Here is a 19514-nt window from a genome sequence, read left to right as displayed (position 1 = left end):
TTCGCTTTGTTTTTCGTCGCTCCCGGCGCGTTGATCGAACGATCGCTCCTGCCGATTTGGCGGCGGTGAATGCGAAGTGGCGAACCATGAGGTTCACATCCCATCCCGTCCTGGAATGGAGAACAGGGACCCTATCCCCGCGTTTGTCGGCGCAATTCCTTGGTCCGGTCCGAGGGCCTGATGCCATCAATCCATAAAGGGTCGGACTACGCAAAGCGTGCCGCCGTTTCGGCTTTGCCTTCACGGTGATTGCGGCCCTCGGCCGGATACATCGGGCGTCTGTCACGCGGGGATCGCTCCCCGCTTCCAGAACAGGAGCCGGGAAAATGTCCCTCGTCGAAGCCAACGCCTTCGCCTTCAGCCTCGCCACCAGGCGCCGGCGACGGTACACTCACGGTCGTGCGGCCGACGAATATGAAGGAGAGGTTTCCCAGATCGTCCGCGACGATCGATCCACCCGAGCGATGATCCGGACAAGATGCGGCCGGACGTCCTTTCCGTCCTGGCCCCAGGGCAGTGCTAAAGCTCGAAGCGCAGTTGACGTTGATCCGGCGGCAACACATCGCCTAGGGAGGAAAGCGTGACGCCCAACAGGCGGATTCCCTTCCGCACCGGAAACACCGATTGAAGGAGATCGGCTGCGAGATGTTCGAAATCCGGAAGTTCGATCGGCACCGCCACCGTGCGGCTGCGCGTGATCTGCTGGAAGTCGGCGAACTTGATCTTCAGCGTGACGGTCCGGCCCCGAACGCCTTTGCCCTCACAGTAGCCCCGGACCTTGGCGACCAGCGGCTTGAGTTCGGCGATTGATGCATTGAGGTCGAATATGTCGACTGCGAACGTGTCCTCGGCGCCGATTGATTTGCGCGGCCGATCTGGTTCGACCTTGCGTTCGTCGATGGCGCGCGCGATTTGATAGTACCAGAGCCCCGCCTTTCCGAAATGCTGCTGCAGGAAAGGGAGCGACTTGCCCTTGAGATCGGCGCCGGTCTCAATTCCGAGCGCCTCCATCTTCGCGGCGGTCGCAGGACCGACACCATGAAATTTCTTGACCGGCAAACCCTCGACAAACGCCGGCCCATGGCGTGGCGTGATGACGAACTGGCCGTTCGGTTTGTTCTGGTCGGACGCCATCTTGGCGAGAAATTTGTTGTACGAGATTCCGGCGGAAGCGGTGAGACCGGTCACCATCAGGATCTTTGTCCTGATCGTCTCGGCGATCGTCGTGGCCGACGAAATATTGAGCCGGTTCTGCGTCACGTCGAGATAAGCCTCGTCGAGCGAGAGCGGTTCGATGAGATCGGTATGTTCGGCGAACACCTCGCGGATCTGAGCCGAGACTGCCCGGTAGACGTCAAAACGAGGCGGCACAAAGATGAGTTGGGGGCATTTGCGCTTTGCCGTGACCGAAGGCATGGCGGAGCGAACGCCGAAGGCGCGGGCCTCGTAGCTTGCGGCAGCCACCACGCCGCGGGCGGCCGCTCCACCGACGGCAAGCGGCTTGCCGCGGAGTTCTGGATTGTCGCGCTGTTCGACCGACGCGTAGAACGCATCCATGTCGACATGGATTATCTTGCGCGGGTCAGCGCCGCGGCAGGGGCCATTTGCCTGCAATGTCATTCCGCCAGGATATAAGCTTCGTGCTGCCGGATCCTACAATCTTCAGTTCCGGACATCGCCCCTTATCATGACCGTCAAATCGTCATTCAAGGATTGGGCCGCGTGGCTCGATCCGTCGGTCTCCGCCAAATCATTGACCAGACCGTTGCCGGCAGGGACATTGTCGGTCGAACAGCTCGGTCAGCTGGACCGTTGGCTCGATTCCAATATCATATACGCAGCGTGCACCTGTTGAAGGAGGCCGCACCAGACCAGCCAATTGAATTACAGCATAGCGTCCCTCGCCATCAGGCGTGGTCGACCGATCCTCTTGGATGCGCGCTTGCGCTTTTCCAGATAGGAAAGCAGAGCCGGCAGGCGCATCGCATTGAGGACTCGCTGCGCAGGGACGCCGCCCTTGCGCGACATCTCAACGCCCCAGTGCATGTGATCGAGCTCGCGAATTGAATGAGCATCCGGATTGACACTGAAGATGCAGCCGTATTCGAGTGCCTCCTGATGCCAGCGCCAGTCGAGATCGAGACGCCATGGATGTGCGTTGACTTCGACGGCGACGCCAAATTTGGCGCAGGCCCGAAGAACTTTGGCGATGTCGAGATCGTAGCCCGGGCGCCGCAACAGCTGGCGGCCTGTCATGTGGCCGATGATCGTCGTCCGGGGGTTGCCGATCGCCTCGATGATGCGCTCAGTCTGCTCCTTCCTGGGCAGTTTGAAGCGGCTGTGCACGCTGGCGACGACGAAGTCGAACTGCTCCAGGACATGATCCGGATAGTCGAGCGAGCCGTCCGCCAGAATGTCAGCCTCAATGCCTTTCAGGATACGGAATCTCCCACCATACCGCCGGTTCAACCGGTCGGCCTCGCGATGCTGTTCAGTTATCTCCTGCAGCGAAAGGCCACCCGCATAGTGAGCGGACTGCGAATGATCGGCGACACCATAATATTCGAACCCGCGCTTGCGCGTGGCTTCGGCCATCGTCTCGAGCGTCTCGGTGCCGTCGGACGCTGTCGTATGGGAGTGCAGGATGCCACACAGATCTTGGTCTCGAACAAGTGCGGGCAGCTCGTGGCTGGCCGCCCGTCTGATCTCATCCCTGCCTTCGCGCAGTTCGGGCTCGACGAACTGCAGGCCTATGGTCTCGTAGATATCCTCTTCTGTCGCTGAGGCGACCAGCTTTCGGCCGCGATAGAGCCCGTCACCCTTCAGGACAAATCCCTTGACGGCCGCGAGCGTCTTCAGCTGCTTGAGGTGATCTGCCGAACCGGTCGCGTCGAGGAGCCTGGCGCCAAAGTGCTTCTTGTCGGTGATGACAACCCGCAGGGTCGCATCCGCGAGCTCGGCCTGCTCCGTGCCTTGCGCTACCAGCGCGAAAGCGGAAACGAGCTCGCACCCGCGCCGGAAGTCACCGGCGATCTCGACGCGGGAGAACTCCGGATGTTCTTGCTGCAACGATGCCATTGCATGCTCCAGGAGAGCAGCAGCCTTGTGGAGATGAAGCTGCATCTGACCGCTTCGCGCGATAGCCAGGTTCTCCAGGATCTTCGTCTGAAGCGCGGCACCAAGCCCCTTGACCGGCCTGATGCGATCTTCCTTCGCCGCGGTTTTGAGCTCCGCCAGCGAACTCACGCCGAGCGCCTGGTGAAGCTTCAATATCTTGTCGGGCCGAAGACCAGGGATTGCAAACAGCTCCATCACGCCTGCCGGCACCTCTTCCCGCAGTTTGTCGAGGCTTGGGTGCGTGCCGGTCTGATGGAGCTTCGTCACGATGTCCGCGATGGCGTCCCCGATCCCCGGGATACTGGTGAGGGCGCCGGCGGCGATGATGCGATCAAGTGGTTGGGAGAGTGCCGCCAGGCTGTCAGCGGCACGTAGATACGCCTTTGCGCGATAGGGATTACCGCCGCGCAGGGATGTCCTATGCGCGTATTCCCTCAGAAGATTGGCGATGGTCCTCGTGTCGGTTTTTGCCATGGCTTCAGGCAAACGAGGCCGGTCTTGGCAGGTTCCAAAGAATCCTGGCGGGCCATGGCGCCGGGTTGGAAAAACGGCGTGGCTTCTCCTCTGCCCGCTGGCGCTACAGATGTGGCAGGGATTGATCAGCGCGCCCCCAGCCCGCCAGAGCCTTGGAAGCCGCTCGTTTCTTCAATTCGGGAGCGTCGCCGACATGGAAATGCGAGGGTGCATTGATGGTCTTCATCTCCGCCCAGGTGATCGGCGCCGCCACCGGAGCACTCGGCCGGGTTCTCGCGCTGTACGGCATGATCGCGGTCGCTCCGCGCTGGTTGCGCAGATAGTCTACGAATATGCGACCCTTGCGGCGGGCCTTCGACAACGCGGCGGTAAAATGGGCCGGATCGCTCTGGGCGACCGCCTGAGCCAGGCGGGACGCGAAATCCTTTACCTCCGGCCATTCTGCCTGTGGGGTCAGCGGAGCGATCACATGCACCCCCTTGCCGCCCGTCAGCATCGGGAAAGTCGTCAGTCCCAACGATTTGAGGATGTCGCGGAATTGAAAGGCAGCCGCGCGGACGGCTTCAAAATCCAAGCCCTCGTCCGGGTCCAGATCGAACACCAACCGGTCGGCCTTTTCGACGTCCTCGATGCGGGCTCCCCATCCATGCAGCTCAATCGTTCCCATCTGGACGCAGGTCATCAGCCCGTCGGCATCGTCCACATAGAGGTAAGGCTCCTCGTGTCCGTCCTTCTCGGTGATCCCGACGTGATGGACCTTGTCGCCAAAGCTGCCGGCGTCGTGTTTTTGGAAAAAGCACTTCTTCGCGCGGCCCTGCGGGCAGCGGACCAGACTGATCGGCCTGTTGCCGACCCACGGAAGCATGATGTCGGCGACCTCGGCGTAATGATCGGCTAGCTGTCCCTTGGTGATGTTGGATTCCGGGTAGATGACGCGGCCGCGATTGCTGATCGCAATCGTGCTGATTGCCGGTGACGGCAGGGTTGCTGTGCGGTGTTCCGTCTCGAGCACGACGGCCTCCGGCTTCTTGTCCTCGCGCAGGCCAAGATAGCTTGGATGACGCAGCGTTCCTTCGTTGGTCATCTCGGTAAAGGCGATCTCGGCTACAAGTTTGGGACGCAGCCAGTGGGCGCCGCGAACCTCCGCGCGCGGCGCCTCGACCGTGGCGGCTTTCTGCTCGAGCGGCGCCATGATCTTCATCAGCCGGGCCATCTCGGCGGTATCGAAACCGGTCCCGACCTTGCCGGCATAGCGCAGCTTTCCGCCATCATTGAAAACAAGAATCAGCGATCGAAACGCGCGATCCTTGTCTGACGGCGTCCAGCCGACGAGCACGAATTCCTGACGTTTGATGCACTTGATCTTCAGCCAGCTGCCGTCCCGGGCGCCGACATAGTCGGAATCCGCGAGCTTCGAGATTACCCCTTCCAGGCCGGCGTCGCAGAAGCGGTTCAGCAATTCCTCTCCACGGCCCTGGATATGATCGGAGTAGCGAAAGATGGGGTTCCTGGCCGGCAGAATTGCCTCCAGTTTCTTCTTGCGCTCCAGGAGCGGAAGCCTGGTCAGGTCTTCGCCATCGAGCTGCAGCAGGTCGAAGGCGAAATAGTCAATGCTCGCCGGAGCACCCTTCAATGCGTTCTGAAGCGCCTGGAAACTGGATCGTCCCTCGGTGTCGGTGACGACGGCCTCTCCATCGATGAGCGCCGAGCGAATCTTGAGCTTGCGTGCCTCGGACAGGATCGAGGGAAAACGGTCGGACCAGTCCAGACCGGAGCGCGTATAGGCGCGCGCCTCTCCGCCACCCACAGCGACGAGGATGCGGTAGCCATCGTATTTCATCTCGTGAATCCAGCGATCGCCGGGGGGAACTGTGTCCACCAGTTTTGCGAGCTGGACCGGCCGGAAGGCAGGTGGCGCGAGTTTGGCCGCGCGTCGCGAGGCTGGCTTCGTAGGGGGAGTTGAAGATCCTCTGATTGTGAGGCGACGCGACGCTGACTTGCTCACAGAATTTACTCTCACCAAACCGAATTGTCCGACGCGCCATTCCGGCGCGCGGCCTATTTCTTTAGTTTCTGCGCGGCGGCATTGAGCTTGTCGCGGTCGTTGCCGACCCGCTTTATCAGCGCCTCGGCCTGCTCTTTGCTGATGCCGTGCTTGCGGGCAAAGTAATTGACCTCGTAGCCTTCACCGCCGGAGACTTGCCGACGGTCGGCGGCGCCTCGCTTCGACTTGTTGTCTGCCATTATCGTCTTCCTTCTTGCCAGGGCGCGGAGTCACGGTGTCGACGTGTAACGCCTCGGGTCGTCTTGCGATCCTGAGCCGGGCAAGAAATTCGATTCACCTGAACTCCCGCCGTCTTGACCTTAATGTTGTCAATATGCAGACCCGGGATGTAGATGTCGCGGCTTGCGCAGTTCCTTGGGCGGCAGTTCGCGCGGATCGGGTCCCGAGCCGCCACTGCGGACGAGGTGGCGGTCGCCTCATGCCGACGTGATAAGGGCTTGATACAGCCCATGCCAAGCCGATCGAGAGACATCTTGGAGACCCGGTGGCTTGGTCTTCTAATCGCATGTGCCGCCATTTCCTCCCTCTTCATTTCACAGAGTGCACCAACGACCTCTCGAGCCGGCTGATCTGGCCGAAGGACGGCTGAAGCCTCGACCGCCTATGCCGCAAGGGCGCGTTGCGCGTTTCTTCCCCTGGGCAAAGCCCATTCCTCGCGGAACCAAGAAACGCGCGCCTCCGCCATCCTCCGCTTTTGCTGCGGTCGCAAGCGATGCGGCGGCGGTCGCCTCCGGCCCCGCGATCGCCATCGAGGCCGCATGGTGCGGGCTCGGAAACGAAGAAACGGAGACTGAAAATGGCTACCATCGGCACTTTCAAGAAGACCAATGCGAACGAGTTCACCGGCGAGATCGTCACCCTCAGCGTCCAGGCCAAGGGCGTGCGCATCGTCCCCGACACCCGGGCCAACGGCGAGAACGCTCCAAGCCACCGCGTGGTGGTCGGCAAGGCCGAAATCGGCGCCGCCTGGTCCAAGCGCTCCAACGAGGGCCGCGACTATCTCGGGCTCAAGCTCGACGATCCGAGCTTCACCGCCCCGATCTACGCCAACCTCTTCGCCGACGAGGAAGGCGAGGGCCACAGCCTCATCTGGTCCCGCCCCAACCGCCGCAACGGCGAGTAACTCTCAATCGAGCCCGTTCGACCCCGGTCGGACGGGCTTTCGCATTCGACGGTGGTCCAGAAATCGCGATCAGCTGCTCTTACGCAAGAGGATCCCATTGTTGGGAAGTACTTCAATGCCTGCTCTTTCAAGCGCATTCACGATCGCTAATATATTATTTGCAATCGGAGTCCGCGCGCCGCGTTCGAAATCAGCGATTGTCTGCCGTGCGACGGTGGCCGCGCGGGCCAGATCATCTTGGCTCCAACCCAACATTGCACGTGCGCCGCGGCACTGCTCGGCGCTGAAATTCGCCGCCTTGTCTCCAATATTATGATTGACCTCAATCAATTTGTATATTACCCCTGTCTCGAACTTGCGGTCGAAGAGGGTGCGCGAACACCCTTTTCGACCTGACCAAAGCCAAGCTGTGTGGAGCTCGGATCATGGCTGATTCCGACAATACCACGACTTTGCCTCCCGTCACGCTGGGACGGGAGAGGCAATCGCCATGCACCAAAGAACACCCTAAGCGTTCGGCCGACCATGCGGTCGTAGACCCGCCGTCGGCCGATCCAGCACTCGTCCTGTCCCTTGCCTGGATCGACGCTCATGTTGGAATGCTAGCCTCCTGTGTCAGGCAGCAGCAGGCCGAGGAGGGGCTCTTGGAGCGCGGCGCGCTCTTCTCCGTCGGCGAAGTCCCTGGGCGCGGGGAGGGCGCTGACGCCGACCGCTATCTCGATGCCCGGACGGCGGAGCAGAGCGAGGCTGAAAAGGCCGATGCCTTGTTGGATAAGATTGCAGTGACGTCTGCCCAATCGCTGGCGGGCGTTATCGCCAAGCTTGCAGTCATCGTTCGAGAAGCGGCTGACAACACAGACCTGTGCGAATTTCCGTTGCCCCACATCCGCTCGGCCCTGGCCGATCTGCGGCGCCTCACGCCTGAAGCGATAAACAGCGAGCCTGCCGGCTGGCCTGCAGGCGACCAGTCGATCGGCGCGCTGTTCGAGCAGTCTGCATCCTCTTTCGCCGCCTGGCGCGCCTTCAGCGCGTGGAGCCAGGGCGATGAGGAGGCCTATCGCGCCTGGACGGACACATTCAAGACACTGGAAGGGGCCAGCCAGTAGGCATCGCAAAGTCTCGGCCTGATGCTCGGCGCCGAGATCTCTCTCGTTCATTCGTCAATGACGGAATCCAAGGATTTCGCTCAACGCTGCGTCTCCGTATCAAATCCATGAGAAGGGAAGGATACGGATGAAGCCCGATACATCGCAGTGGTGTGACCCACAGGCATACGCGTTCGTTAAAGGCGCCGCGGCCGATGAGATTGCCTGGGAGTTCCTGCGACGAAATCCCCAGTATCAGCGGGACTTCGCGGCCTCCCGCTCGGCTAAAGCGATGCGTGCGCTGCGCAAGCGCTGGGGCTTGCAGTTTCGCCGCCAGGCCTGATCAGTCCGCGGTCGAGCAGCCGGTCTATTGGGCGCCTCAGATCGACCCTGGGGTCGTGAACCTGGTCGAGGTTCCGGCGGATATGCTCGCGCGGGAAGACAGCGCCCGCGATGTTCGGTTGGCCGCGGGAAAGCGTGACGAAGTCGGCCTTCACGTGCGATCTTCGCCGGCCGGCGTGCAGTTGGCGCTTCTCGGCGGCGCGCGACCAGGCGAGCCGCTGGCTGCCATAATTCCACTCGATGACATGGCGCATGACAGGCTACAGGCGATCGAGAGATTCGTCCGCTCGATCCACAGGCAACACCTTCCCGATGCCCGCTTGACCTCGGCCCAGCGGCGGCGTCTTGGCCATATGCTGCAGTGCCTTGACGGCCGTGAGGAGCAGGCATCTCATTTCGAAGTCGCGACGGCCTTGTTTGGTCGGAAGTTGGTCAGTGCCACTGACTGGCAGGACTCGCCTTTCCGCTACCAGACGTATCGCCTCGTGCGCGACGGCCTGAAGATGGTCGAGCGCGGCTACCGCCAATTGCTGCGCGCACGAAGGCGCCTCTCCTGAAGGGGGTCCGTCCGGCGCCTGGTCCACTTATGCGCTGTCGGCAGATTCTGGAGTGAACGGCTGCTCTTCGCCTTCAACTCCGACGTAGAGCCCGCCTTTGCGATATCCCATAAGCGCACCCGTGCGCGCGGTGTGAGATCGCATACTACCTGAAGCGGAGACCGACCCCCCGGGGTCACCGCGATAACGGCTAGGTGGGAAGATGGCCAGCGGCGGACCAGCATTGGAGAATTGTCGTACATCTAAGAAACCGCTAATATAGCAAACTGGCTTCCGGAGGGCCGTCCGATGTCGATTCACGAGGAACTGCAGGTTTTCTGGAATTCCTATGTGGCTGCCTATCGTGCTGGCGACGCCAAAACATGCGGCGCCATGTTTACGGCCGATGCCGAATTACTTTCGCCCTACGCGCCTCCTGCTCGGGGCCGGGATGCTATCGAAGCTCTCCATACAGCCTGGACGCACGGCCACGACGAGGCGCCTGAAAAGAAGATGACAGTGATACACGCGGGCAGATCTGGTGACCTGGCTTGGTGTCTGGCGACGTATACCGAGGGCCTGGAGGTTGGCAGCGGTACGTCTGTCAACGTCTTCGAGCAGCAGGCCGGCGGATCATGGCTGATACGGATGTGCAGCCTTAACAGCACCGACTGAGGCATAGGTTTGTTGCCGAGTTGGCTGAGTGTCGGCATCCATGGATGGGAGGCGACGGGAATGCAGCAACTCGACTTCTTCTATTTCTTCGGAAGCGGCTACTCGTATCTGTCCGTGATGCGCGTTGATGCGGTGTCAAAACGGTCGGGTGTTGCCGTTCGATGGCGGCCCTTCAATGTCCGCACCGTCATGGCCGAGAACAACATCGCCCTCCGCACCCAGGCGGCAAAGGTGAAGTACATGTGGCGCGATGTGGAGCGACGCGCGGCGACGCACGGGGTGCCTTATGTCAGGCCACCCATCTGGCCGACCGATCCGGACCTTGTGGCCAACCGAGTCGCCATGGTGGCGGCCGAAGAGGGCTGGTGCGAGGCTTATACCGTCGCAAGCTTCAGGGCGTGGTACCTAGAAGGCATGGATCTGGGTAGCCGTGCCCATCTGGAGCATGTGCTAGCCCCCCTCGGTCAAGATGTCGGTCGTGCGATTGCAAGGGCCGATGAGCCCGGTGCCCATGAGCGTCTCAAGGCTGAAACCGACGCGGCCCGCAACTACGGCATTTTCGGCTCTCCAGCGTTCGTCGTGGATGGCGAGACGTTTTGGGGTGACGACAGGCTCGAAGAGGCGCTTGCCTGGGCCGCTGGCCGACATGATCTGCAAGCGCTGAGACATCATTGATAGGACTGAGTGCGCCAGGCATTTGGTGAAAACCATGCGCGGATTGTCAGTCCCACGGGAGGACTCAAGTGCCAAGCCGCTGGACCATTCTTGCTGTCTTGTTTGTCGCTCGCACCGCCTTCGCATTTCAGTTCGGGAGCGTAGGGGCCGTCGCACCACAGCTTAGCCAAAGCGTCGATGCGAGCCTGGCCGACATCGGTATCCTTATAGGAGTTTACTTTGCGCCCGGCGTCCTGCTTGCTCTGCCCGGTGGCACGATCGGACGCCGCTATGGCGACAAGGCGACCGTCCTCGGGGGGCTCCTGGCGATGCTGGCCGGCGAATTGCTTATGACTACGTCGGCATTATGGAGCGTGCAGATCGCGGGCCGACTGATTGCGGGCACTGGCGGCATTCTCTTGAGCGTCCTGATGACCAAGATGGTGGCCGACTGGTTCACTGGTCGCGAAATCGCAACCGCGATGGCCATTTTCGTCAACTCGTGGCCGGTGGGCATCGCAATCTCGCTCATGCTCCTGCCATGGATCGGAGCGAGGTTCGGGCTTCATCTCGTCAACCTTGCCGTCGCGGGGTGGATTCTGATCGGCTTCGGCCTCATGGCTTTCGTCTACCGCGCGCCGGAGGCGGCGGTCTCTCTTGAAGGCGAACGAGGCAGTCTGACCTCGGAAACGGTCTATGCAGTCGTTGCCGCTAGCTCAATCTGGTGTCTCTACAATCTCGGTTTGTCGATGATCTTCAGTTTCGGGCCATCGATGCTGGTTGAGCGAGGATGGTCCATGGCTGCGGCTGGATCGACGATCAGCATCGTCCTCTGGCTCGCGGCGATTTCGGTTCCCTTTGGTGGCTTCCTCGCTGATCAGACCAAACGCGGCGAAGCCATCATTGTCGCAGGCAGCATCGCCTTTGCCCTGCTAACGGTTCTCCTGTCGCGAAGCGGCCACGTGCTTCCCATCGTCATTGCCGTCGGTGCCGTCTGCGGCCTCCCCGCCGGTGCGATCATGAGCCTTCCAGCACGTGTGCTCGAGCGGAAAACGCGGGCGATCGGAATGGGAATATTCTATACGGCTTTCTATGCCGGGAGCCCGGTTGGAGCGGCGATCGGCGGAAAGCTTTCCACCTCGATCGGCTCCGCCAGCGCCGCGCTGGACTTCGGGGCCGTCGTGCTCCTGGTTTGCCCAGCCATTCTGTGGTTCTTCCGCCGTATCGTTGCTGGCCAGAAGCGGCTGGCGCTTCCCTCGACGTAGAACGCGCAAGCAAACCTTGGTGATACCCCGGGACATGGTGTCGTTGCGTGGCACGGTAGTCATCAACGCTTTATTCTAGGCGTGGGTGTCGAAGCCAATCGTCCTGCTGCTTCTCTCGTCAGTGAGGGCCATTCGACGAGCGTCGGGACGTTGTCCGGTCGGCCACACTCGACCTGGGCTCAGATCGCTCCTCGGCGATACGGCTGGAATGAGGCGACCGCGGGTCACCCGTCCCAACCCCACAAGCATTCCCCGCTTGCGCCGGAGAGTCTCGGAGAGGTGATTCCAGAAGGTAGTCGGGATGCGGACCTCGGGTCCGATTCGAGAACCCGCGTGACACGATGCAGCGCGACGACCATGTCTCTTCGCTTTCAGCCGAAATGATGGGCAGCAATGCGCCCAATTCCGGCCGTTGAAGTTAGCGCTGCTGCTCACCAAAGCGGACTTGCACGGGGCGGGCGCGTTAGTTCAATTCCTGACCCGAAGCAGACATTGCGTTTCCCGCCAGAATCAGTTGAAATCGACAACAGATATTACCGCCTTCGGGCAATAATCTCGACCGGCCCAATCAGGCCGGCTGAAATACTTTCGCTCATGTTTCGGACCATCTGGGGCCGCCGCGCTCCCATGAGAGTTTGCACGCCCAGTACTGCCCGCCCCATGGCCACTTGGGCGCGCTGCCGTGCGAAGTACTCGAGCGCAGCATCACGCCGCTGGCGTTCCGACAAGATCTCGAACCCTGCCGCGGAAAGTGTGTCGCGGTACTGCTCTGGAGCGGCGATCGCGTTCGTATCTGCCGTACTCGCCCATGGCAGCGGATAAGACAGTTCGCCGGGTCCAGTGCGCATGACGTCGAAGACACCGAAACGCGCCCCGGGGCATAGGACCCGCGCAATGTCCGAAAAATAGTGCGCTCTTGTCGGCGATATTCATTCCGACATGCAACATGTATGCGGCAGTAAACGATCCATCTGGGAAGGGCAGCCGCAAAGCATCGCCCTGCTGCAACGAGACGCGCTCCCCTAGATGGAGCCAGCCGGAAAGGACATTGCCGGCTTCGACGTAGTCGCGAGTGAGATCGATGCCGGTGAGGTGGCAGCCATACTTCGCTGCGATCTGTCGCGCTGGTCCACCGAGGCCGCAGCCGATGTCGAGCACTCGATCCGCAGCGGTGAGCGCAAGTTGCCCTGCCAACTCTCCCGTGGCGGCGCGGCCGCCAATGTGAAACTCGTCTACGGGCGAGAGGTCCTCGGCGGTGACCGTGCTTTCGGTCTTCCCCATGGCGGCAAGACCATCGCGAATACCTGCGACCAGGCTGCCTCGCGCGTAGTGGTCAGCAATCTGTGAATGCGGCGCTGCTTCCATCATCATCGCCCCTTTGGTGCAGCCTCCGGATCATCTCCGCCTACGGACCGCTTGCGTCCGCGAATGGGTCTCCGAACTCTGTCGATCCGACGGTCATAGCATTTGCACTTCGTTCAAGCCATATTATGCCGGACGTTGAATCCAAATGTTTGGATGTCGCACACCTGCTTTGTTTTATTGCCGTCGCCGAGTAAGGCTACATTGCGCTCCCGCCGGAGCGGCCCGGCATGCAGCCCGTCTGTCAATAGGGAGGCGAGTTAGAAGTACAGCTCTTCCGCCACGGCGCACGCGGCTCCGAGTGACTAAGCGGGGGTTCCAAGTTTCCGACGATGCGCGTTCAACCCCATGCGCAGCTTGATGGTGCCGTATTCTGTTAGCCTGAGGAATGGGCGGCATTTAGGCCCGCCGCCTGGCCCTGAAAGCCTCGTGTCGGAAGACGGCGCCTATACACGCCGTCAGAACTCCGACCATGTCTACGGCCGCTTGCACCGATTCGGCCGTTCCGACGAGCTTCAAACCTCGGTCAGTTCCAAAAGCAAGGTTGAGAACCTGTCAGTGAGCGGCGGGCTGGAACAGTTCGATCACGTTCCCCGACGGTCTTCGAGCAGGATTTGCGAGCCACCGACTCCACTGATGACCTCATTGCGAAATGGCAACCCGGCGCCTTTCAGCCGTTCGACTTCCTCTTTCAGATCTTCGACAAGCAGCAGGATGCGGTTCCACCCGCCGGGCACTGGACGGCGACCGTCCGGCATCGGCCGTGCGCCGGAGCTTGCAGCGCCACTCAACATCAGCCGCAAGGGACCACGGGTCACCGACGCAAACGCTGGCCGTGCGTCCTGCTCGATGGTGAACCCAAGGTGCTGCGTGTGGAAGGCGACGGAGATTGCGACATCGTTGACAATGTACCGAACACTGGCTGGCGTCATTATGGATCACCTTTCAAACGACCCCCGGCAAGTTTATTAGAAGCGATTTCGTATGGGCAACGCAATGGACCAACAGCTAGGCGCGCCGATACGCGGGTCCGCAGGCGAAGTCTTTCGTGTATTCCTGAGGCTTGGCCTCACATCGTTTGGCGGACCCATCGCGCATCTCGGTTACTATCGCAACGAACTGGTGTTGCGTCGCAAATGGCTCGATGAGCAAGCGTATGGCGATCTCGTCGCCCTTTGCCAGTTTCTTCCTGGTCCGGCGTCCAGCCAGGTGGCCTTCGCCCTCGGCGTATTCAGAGGTGGTGGCCTGGCAGGTGGCCTTACAGCATGGCTCGCCTTCACCCTGCCATCGGCACTGATCATTGTGGCCTTCGCTTTTGGTGCGGCAGGGCTTCATGGCCCAGTCGCGGACGGCGTATTTCACGGGCTCAAGCTCGTGGCTGTTGCCGTGGTAGCACAAGCAATCTGGGGCATGGCGCGAACGCTAACGCCCGACAAGCAGCGCGCCGCCATTGCGATACTCGCGATTGCGGTTGTCGTCGTCGTCGGCGGGTCGTTCGCGCAAATAGCTTCGATCGTCCTTGGAACCCTCGCCGGGCTATGGCTTTGCCCTGGCGAGGAAACCAAGGTGCCTGGACATTTGAGTTTTCCCGTTTCGGCTCGCGGCGGCGCTGTTTCGCTAGCACTCTTTGCTGTCCTCCTTGTCGTTCCGTCGCTGACGGAACGGGCCACGGGTAGTCACGCTATCGCATTCTTTGACGCCTTCTACCGCTCTGGGGCCTTGGTATTCGGCGGAGGCCATGTGGTGCTGCCGCTGCTGCAAACGGAGGTCGTCAACACGGGCTGGGTGACGAACGAAGCCTTCCTGCAGGGCTATGGACTGGCGCAGGCAGTGCCGGGGCCGCTCTTCACGTTCGCTGCCTATCTGGGGAGCGTGGCAAGCCCCGTTCCAAACGGCCTGGCCGGCGCGGCGATCGCGCTTATCGCCATCTTCCTGCCCGGTACGCTGCTTGTTTACGGCATGTTGCCGTTTTGGGACGCCCTGCGCTCGCGTCCAGGCGCCCAGGCTGCGATGCGCGGTGCGAATGCGGCTGTGGTCGGCATCCTTGGGATGGCTCTCTACGATCCGGTATGGAAGAGCGCAGTCGTCACGCCAGGGGATTTTGCTCTGGCTGTAACCGGGTTCCTGCTTCTGGTCGTATGGCGGATGCCGTCGTGGGTTGTTGTGGCGTTGCTTGCCGCTGCTGGCGCGCTTCGCGCCGCGATGATTTGACAATGGCCTTTGCGATGGCGCGCCTGAATCCTGGCGTCGGCGAAGCAGCCGCGGACATTTGGCTGCATTCCCGTGAACCACAGACCCGGCCGCGTCGGATCATGATCGCCGCCGTTAAAAAGCGGAACGCCCTGCCGTCCAGAACGCCAAGCTTGCCCACCATCGATTCGAGGCCCGTACTATAGCCGTCGCCGCGATCACGATGTCGGGACCGATCAGATTGCGGTTAGCCAGGATCACGCCCCGAGGGGTACCCGCGTTTCTCCGGTGGCCAATCATGGCCGAAGGAGAAACGGAATGGGACACTCGTATTACAACCTCGCCGCCTCCGATCGCTGCGCATGGAATGCAGGATCGTGCTCCCCAAAGCTTATTTTTCGCGAGCGGACCACTCGGCGGTCGCCGGCGGTTCCTAGAGATCAGTCACTTCAGCGCAGAGATGCAGCGCTCCAGGCGTTGAAGTCGCAACTTGCGGGAATGGATGTGATAGCCGAGCTCCGCGAGCCTTCTTAGTTTGAATGACTCTCTTTCCGTAAGTAGTTCCATTTCGAACTGGGCGATTTGCTTTCTGAGCTGTTGAGCGTCAGCAAGCCGCAGTTCCCGAATCCAGCCTCGGCCCCGCATTCCCATGCACTCCGAATAGTCTGGTCACAAGGCTCCGAGGCCGCTGCTGCTCTGTGGAAGATCGATTGGGCGAAGTTCGGGATTTTTCAATGTTCCGTCACCATCATCAAGGTTGTGGCCCGCGCACCCAGCGAACCGCAGTGCATCCCCGCGACCCGATATGCGCCCCCGTGAGTGCATGGCAACCCTTCGAGCTCACTTTTTTGCGGTTGGGGTCTGGTCAATGACAAGCCGCTCAACTCTGGTCCACAACCGCTGCGGGTGTGGCACACGACCCTTGTTCCATTGTTGAGTTGAATCAAAAGCGAATGATCGGGAACCGGTTCATTCGGGGGATAGTTTACATTCCAGGGACGTCTGACGGCGCTCACTAAGGTGAATGGGAGTGTTCGTCTTCTAAATTAGGATTCACTAATTGAAACGTGAATGTCTTCCTGCCTCGCGCTGTGACACAGGCCGACTGATATGACTTCTTCTGAGCACGATCTGGATGCCGGCTTCGATCCACCCGAACTGGACTTGCAATCTGTTTCTTCGACAACCGATGAGCGGACGATAGCGACTCAGCGGGGCAGGGCGTCTTGTTCCGTCATGGCACCTGGTCTACACACCTTCGAGGCAAGTGATCACGTTGTCTATGTCGGTCTCGAGGCCGCACCAGGCGTGTGTGCCTCCCTCGGGGGAGCCAAGGCTGAGCGCTACGACGCGGCGGCAGGGAGCATCATCGTCAAGCCGGCACATCTTGAAGCTCGCTTGCGGCTGTCGAAGGCGCGGGAGAGCGCAATTATCGTCTACCCGGACGACAGCCTGAAGGAACTGGCCAGGCAGCAATTCGGCCCGGTGGAGACGGAGTTGATGCCTCCGCCCCTTGGCACGCGGGACTTTAATGCGTTGCGCATCGCCAAACTGCTCAAGGCGGAGCTTACGAAGAAGGAGGGCGTCAGCCACGTCCATATCGAGCAGCTGATCGCAATCATGGGCATTCACGTGCTTTACGCCTATGCCTCACGAACCAGCCGACCGGAGCAGTTCAAGGGCGGCCTTTCCAGGCAGTCCGCGCGAAAGCTGCAGGAGTTCCTGAGCATAAATCTCACCCGCAAGAAAGGTGATCGAATTGCGCATGTGGAAATTCCCGCTGGCCAGTGCAGCGGCGACGCTCGGCTTGATGGTGATGGGCACCGCGGCTTTGTCTCAAGATGTGACTTCAAAGCTGCCAGGCGGCGCGACTTCGCTCCAGGAAAGCTATCAAGACTGGAGCCTGACCTGTCAAAGCAGCACATCAACGGTAACGTGCGGTGTCTCCCAGCAACAGACGCAGCAGAACGGCCAGCGGGTCCTGGCTGTTGAGCTTAGGCGAAACAGCGACGCCACGCTCGCGGGCAATGTCGTGCTTCCGTTTGGGCTTATGCTCGACGCCGGCGCCGCATTGCAGATCGATGACAGCCAGCCCCTTGAGGCGCTGCGCTTCTCAACCTGCTTGCCGGCCGGCTGCATCGTGCCGCTCACCCTCGATGAAGGAACAGTAGCCGCATTGCGGGCGGGTTCGGTGCTGAAGATCAAGGTCAGAAGCACCGACCAGAAGGACATCGCTTTGTCCGTATCTTGCTGGAGCGTGAGACAGACAGCTGGTGGGCTGATCGGGAAGCCGCGCTACTGAAGGCCCCCGAGGAATGGTCCAGTGCTGTAATTATGATATTAAGATATTGGCTCGACGCGCTACGTCATCGGGATTGAAGCGAGAGGAGCTTAAACCCGCGCGGTTGGCTTACCTTGGGAGAATCTACAGGGCGCGCGTGGGATTTCGACAGCCCTAGACGTAAAGGCTGCTCCCGGCGAGCGGACCTATTCTCTTCAATTTCTCGATTTCGCTGTTCGCGTTCGGATCAGTTCAGCTGAGGCGCACAGACCTCCTGTTAAGTCCGCTTCTGATGATCTGAGCCTAGAAGCCAGCCGTCCGATTCCGTGAAGAGTTTCGGGCGCCGGCAGGCGTACGAAAGTCTCCGAAGAAGGAACCCTCGAGCCACAGGCGAGGGGTTATGGGGATTTCGATTTTTGGCTGGTGTCGGGGATAGCGCGACCGCCGGCGAGAAGCGGCGGGATTGATGCACGGACCGCCTTGTCTTCCGGCCGTGCGGCCTCCTCGGCTCGGCGTGCGGTCGGACGCAGCCCTGTCGAGGCCGATGATCTCCATGGACGCGCGTGGGTTCGTCGCCGGAGGCTGAGCGCCTGTGGCTGAAGGCTGGACTTCGCCATGCCGCGTCATGGGACGCTCTCCCGGTTCGTCGCCGACGCGTCCGGCGGCCCGCGCGGCTGCCTCCACGTTCGAACACGTCGATGATGATCATCCGTCCGCCGCAGCACGGGCATGGCGGGCGGAAGTCAGTCGGTTCTTCCGGAGTGCCGTCTTCGGGCAGCGGCGCGACGCTCAACAGTTTGCGCGCGAGTGCGAGGCTGGCTTTGTGGGAGCCGCCGGCGAGCAGGTCGTAGTGCCGGATGCGGTGGAAGCCACGCGGCAGGATGTGGAGCAGGAATCGGCGGATGAACTCGTCGGTGGCGAGCGTCATGATCTGCTGCCGGTCTGTGCCGTCGCGACGATAGTCCTTGTAGCGGAACGTGACCTCGGCCTCATCGAATCGGATGAGGCGGCGGTTCGAGATCGCAAAGCGGTGGGTGTAGCGGGACAGATAGGCAAGTACGGCTTGAGGCCCGGCGAAGGGCGCCTTGGCATAAACCACCCAGCGCTTCTTCCGGACCGGCGCCAGGTGCCGCAGGAATGCTCGCCGGTCGGTGAAGTGCGCCATCGATCCGAAGAAGGTGAGCCGGCCGGCATCGTGCAGCGCAACCAACCGAGAGAGGAACAGGCGGCGGAACAGCTTGCCGAGCACGCGCACCGGCAGCAGGAAGGCCGGGCGCGACGATATCCACCGGCTTCCGTCTGGCGCGATGCCGCCGCCCGGCACGATCATGTGCACATGCGGATGGTGCGACATTTCCGAGCCCCAAGTTTGAAGGACGGCGGTGATGCCGATGCGCGCGCCGAGATGCTTCGGATCCGCAGCGATCGTCAGCATCGTCTCCGATGCCGCCTTGAACAGCAGGTCGTCGACCGCCGCCTTGTTGTGGAAGGCGATGTCGGCGACCTCGGCCGGCAGCGTGAACACGACGTGGAAGTAGCCGACCGGCAGCAGGTCGGCCTCGCGCTCGGCAAGCCATGTCCGCGCCGCGGCACCCTGGCACTTCGGACAGTGCCGGTTGCGGCAGGAGTTGTAGGCGATGCGCCACTGGCCGCAGTCCTCGCAGGCCTCCACGTGACCGCCAAGGGCGGCGGTGCGGCAGTGCTCGATCGCCGACATGACCTTGAGTTGCTGCAGTGTCAGATGCCCTGCATGGACGGCCCGGTAGGCGGGCCCGGCAGTGCGGAAGATGTCGGCAACCTCAATCGAGGCGCGCACGCTCAGCCGTCGGGCGAGATCTCTTCCAGCTTGAAGAGGCCAAGCTTGTCGAGCGGGCTCGTGACGGTGCGCACCGTGAGGGTTGCAACCTTGGTGTAGAAGGCGGTGCTATTTAGCTTGGCGCGCCCGAGCAAGACCTGGATGATCCGGAATGTCGGTGCCGTCCTCCAGCAGGTGGGTGGCGAAGCTGTGACGCAGCATGTGCGGCCCGACCCGCTTGGCGATGTCGGCCGCCTGCGCTGCCTCGACGACCACGCGATAGAGCTGCCGCGTGCTGATGGGCTTCATCGCATGCTGCCCAGGAAACAGCCAGCCGTCGCGATGCATCACCCCCCTGCTGGCGTCCGCCCTTCCACCACTGGCGCAGCAACAAGAGCAGGTCTTGCGACAGCATGGCGTTGCGGTATCGCCCGTCCTTGCCGCGCTCGACGCGCAACAGCATGCGCTGGCTGTCGATGTCAGCAACCTTCAGCGTCGCCACCGCCGCCACGCGCAGGCCCGCGCCATAAGCGACCGACAGCGCGGCCTG

General features: G+C 61.5%; 16 protein-coding genes and 4 pseudogenes. 12 read left to right on the top strand and 8 right to left on the bottom strand.

Annotated features, from left to right (window positions below):
* Positions 1-519 precede the first annotated feature (519 nt).
* On the bottom strand, positions 520-1620 hold the full coding sequence (gene dinB / locus FJ490_RS24585) for a DNA polymerase IV (protein WP_140523046.1): 1101 nt from the start codon (positions 1618-1620) through the stop codon (positions 520-522).
* Positions 1621-1668: 48 nt separating this feature from the next.
* On the opposite strand from dinB, the pseudogene FJ490_RS24580 reads away from it, so the two are divergent.
* Positions 1669-1855 (top strand): annotated as a pseudogene (locus FJ490_RS24580) (hypothetical protein); the annotation flags it as partial.
* A 29-nt stretch (positions 1856-1884) separates the two neighbouring features.
* Here the strand turns inward: FJ490_RS24580 and FJ490_RS24575 are convergent.
* The 3 genes from FJ490_RS24575 to FJ490_RS24565 form a co-directional block, all read right to left on the bottom strand.
* A complete protein-coding gene (locus tag FJ490_RS24575) occupies positions 1885-3591 on the bottom strand; it encodes a DNA polymerase/3'-5' exonuclease PolX (RefSeq protein ID WP_140523044.1) in 1707 nt (568 codons plus the stop codon).
* Between the two features lie 103 nt (positions 3592-3694).
* Complete coding sequence (gene ligD / locus FJ490_RS24570; protein ID WP_224680367.1) at positions 3695-5596, bottom strand: DNA ligase D; 1902 nt, start codon at positions 5594-5596, stop codon at positions 3695-3697.
* A 53-nt stretch (positions 5597-5649) separates the two neighbouring features.
* Entirely contained in the window at positions 5650-5835 is a 186-nt protein-coding gene (locus FJ490_RS24565) for a DUF3606 domain-containing protein (protein WP_140523042.1), read from the bottom strand.
* A 617-nt stretch (positions 5836-6452) separates the two neighbouring features.
* Here FJ490_RS24565 and FJ490_RS24560 point away from each other — a divergent pair.
* Positions 6453-6779, top strand: coding sequence for a DUF736 domain-containing protein (locus FJ490_RS24560; RefSeq protein ID WP_042643545.1), 327 nt, complete (start codon positions 6453-6455; stop codon positions 6777-6779).
* A 69-nt stretch (positions 6780-6848) separates the two neighbouring features.
* Here FJ490_RS24560 and FJ490_RS24555 read toward each other — a convergent pair whose 3' ends face one another.
* Positions 6849-7109 carry a helix-turn-helix transcriptional regulator gene (locus FJ490_RS24555; RefSeq protein ID WP_224656332.1) on the bottom strand — a complete coding sequence of 87 codons (261 nt, stop codon included), beginning with the start codon at positions 7107-7109 and terminating at the stop codon, positions 6849-6851.
* Positions 7110-7204: 95 nt separating this feature from the next.
* Between FJ490_RS24555 and FJ490_RS24550 the strand changes: the two genes are divergently transcribed.
* The 7 genes from FJ490_RS24550 (at position 7205) to FJ490_RS33245 (ending at position 12683) form a co-directional block, all read left to right on the top strand.
* Positions 7205-7885, top strand: a complete 681-nt coding sequence (locus FJ490_RS24550; protein ID WP_224656331.1) for a hypothetical protein — start codon at positions 7205-7207, stop codon at positions 7883-7885.
* Positions 7886-8012: 127 nt separating this feature from the next.
* Positions 8013-8207, top strand: a complete 195-nt coding sequence (locus tag FJ490_RS24545) for a DUF6499 domain-containing protein (RefSeq protein ID WP_140523040.1) — start codon at positions 8013-8015, stop codon at positions 8205-8207.
* A 55-nt stretch (positions 8208-8262) separates the two neighbouring features.
* The gene (locus FJ490_RS24540; protein ID WP_140523038.1) at positions 8263-8763 is read left to right on the top strand and encodes a DUF2285 domain-containing protein; all 501 of its coding nucleotides are present in this window, start codon (positions 8263-8265) and stop codon (positions 8761-8763) included.
* Between the two features lie 288 nt (positions 8764-9051).
* The gene (locus FJ490_RS24535) at positions 9052-9417 is read left to right on the top strand and encodes a nuclear transport factor 2 family protein (protein WP_140523036.1); all 366 of its coding nucleotides are present in this window, start codon (positions 9052-9054) and stop codon (positions 9415-9417) included.
* Positions 9418-9477: 60 nt separating this feature from the next.
* On the top strand, positions 9478-10092 hold the full coding sequence (locus FJ490_RS24530; protein ID WP_140523034.1) for a 2-hydroxychromene-2-carboxylate isomerase: 615 nt from the start codon (positions 9478-9480) through the stop codon (positions 10090-10092).
* Between the two features lie 68 nt (positions 10093-10160).
* Positions 10161-11336: an MFS transporter gene (locus FJ490_RS24525; protein ID WP_140565810.1), complete on the top strand. Its 1176-nt coding sequence runs from the start codon at positions 10161-10163 to the stop codon at positions 11334-11336.
* A gap of 1026 nt (positions 11337-12362) precedes the next feature.
* The gene (locus FJ490_RS33245; protein WP_246672802.1) at positions 12363-12683 is read left to right on the top strand and encodes a hypothetical protein; all 321 of its coding nucleotides are present in this window, start codon (positions 12363-12365) and stop codon (positions 12681-12683) included.
* A 570-nt stretch (positions 12684-13253) separates the two neighbouring features.
* Here the strand turns inward: FJ490_RS33245 and FJ490_RS24515 are convergent.
* Positions 13254-13630 (bottom strand): annotated as a pseudogene (locus tag FJ490_RS24515) (VOC family protein).
* A gap of 64 nt (positions 13631-13694) precedes the next feature.
* On the opposite strand from FJ490_RS24515, the gene chrA reads away from it, so the two are divergent.
* The 3 genes from chrA (at position 13695) to FJ490_RS24500 (ending at position 17190) form a co-directional block, all read left to right on the top strand.
* Positions 13695-14909: a chromate efflux transporter gene (chrA, locus tag FJ490_RS24510; protein WP_246679082.1), complete on the top strand. Its 1215-nt coding sequence runs from the start codon at positions 13695-13697 to the stop codon at positions 14907-14909.
* A 1089-nt stretch (positions 14910-15998) separates the two neighbouring features.
* Positions 15999-16880 carry a hypothetical protein gene (locus FJ490_RS33240; protein ID WP_224656336.1) on the top strand — a complete coding sequence of 294 codons (882 nt, stop codon included), beginning with the start codon at positions 15999-16001 and terminating at the stop codon, positions 16878-16880.
* Positions 16792-17190 (top strand): invasion associated locus B family protein, encoded by a 399-nt coding sequence (locus tag FJ490_RS24500; protein ID WP_224656334.1) that lies wholly within the window; start codon positions 16792-16794, stop codon positions 17188-17190. The genes FJ490_RS33240 and FJ490_RS24500 overlap by 89 nt, the downstream gene beginning before the upstream one ends.
* Positions 17191-17848: 658 nt before the next feature.
* On the opposite strand, the pseudogene FJ490_RS24490 reads toward FJ490_RS24500, so the two are convergent.
* Together FJ490_RS24490 and FJ490_RS24485 are read right to left on the bottom strand one after the other, a co-directional pair.
* Positions 17849-18985: pseudogene (locus FJ490_RS24490) on the bottom strand (IS91 family transposase); the annotation flags it as partial.
* Positions 18986-18987: 2 nt separating this feature from the next.
* A pseudogene (locus tag FJ490_RS24485) lies at positions 18988-19514 on the bottom strand (tyrosine-type recombinase/integrase); the annotation flags it as partial.

Origin of the sequence: Mesorhizobium sp. B2-5-11, from assembly GCF_006440835.1 — a bacterium.
Taxonomy (GTDB): Bacteria; Pseudomonadota; Alphaproteobacteria; order Rhizobiales; family Rhizobiaceae; genus Mesorhizobium.
The sequence above is the reverse complement of the archived record's forward strand: the minus strand, read 5'-3'. Positions and strand labels throughout refer to the sequence as shown.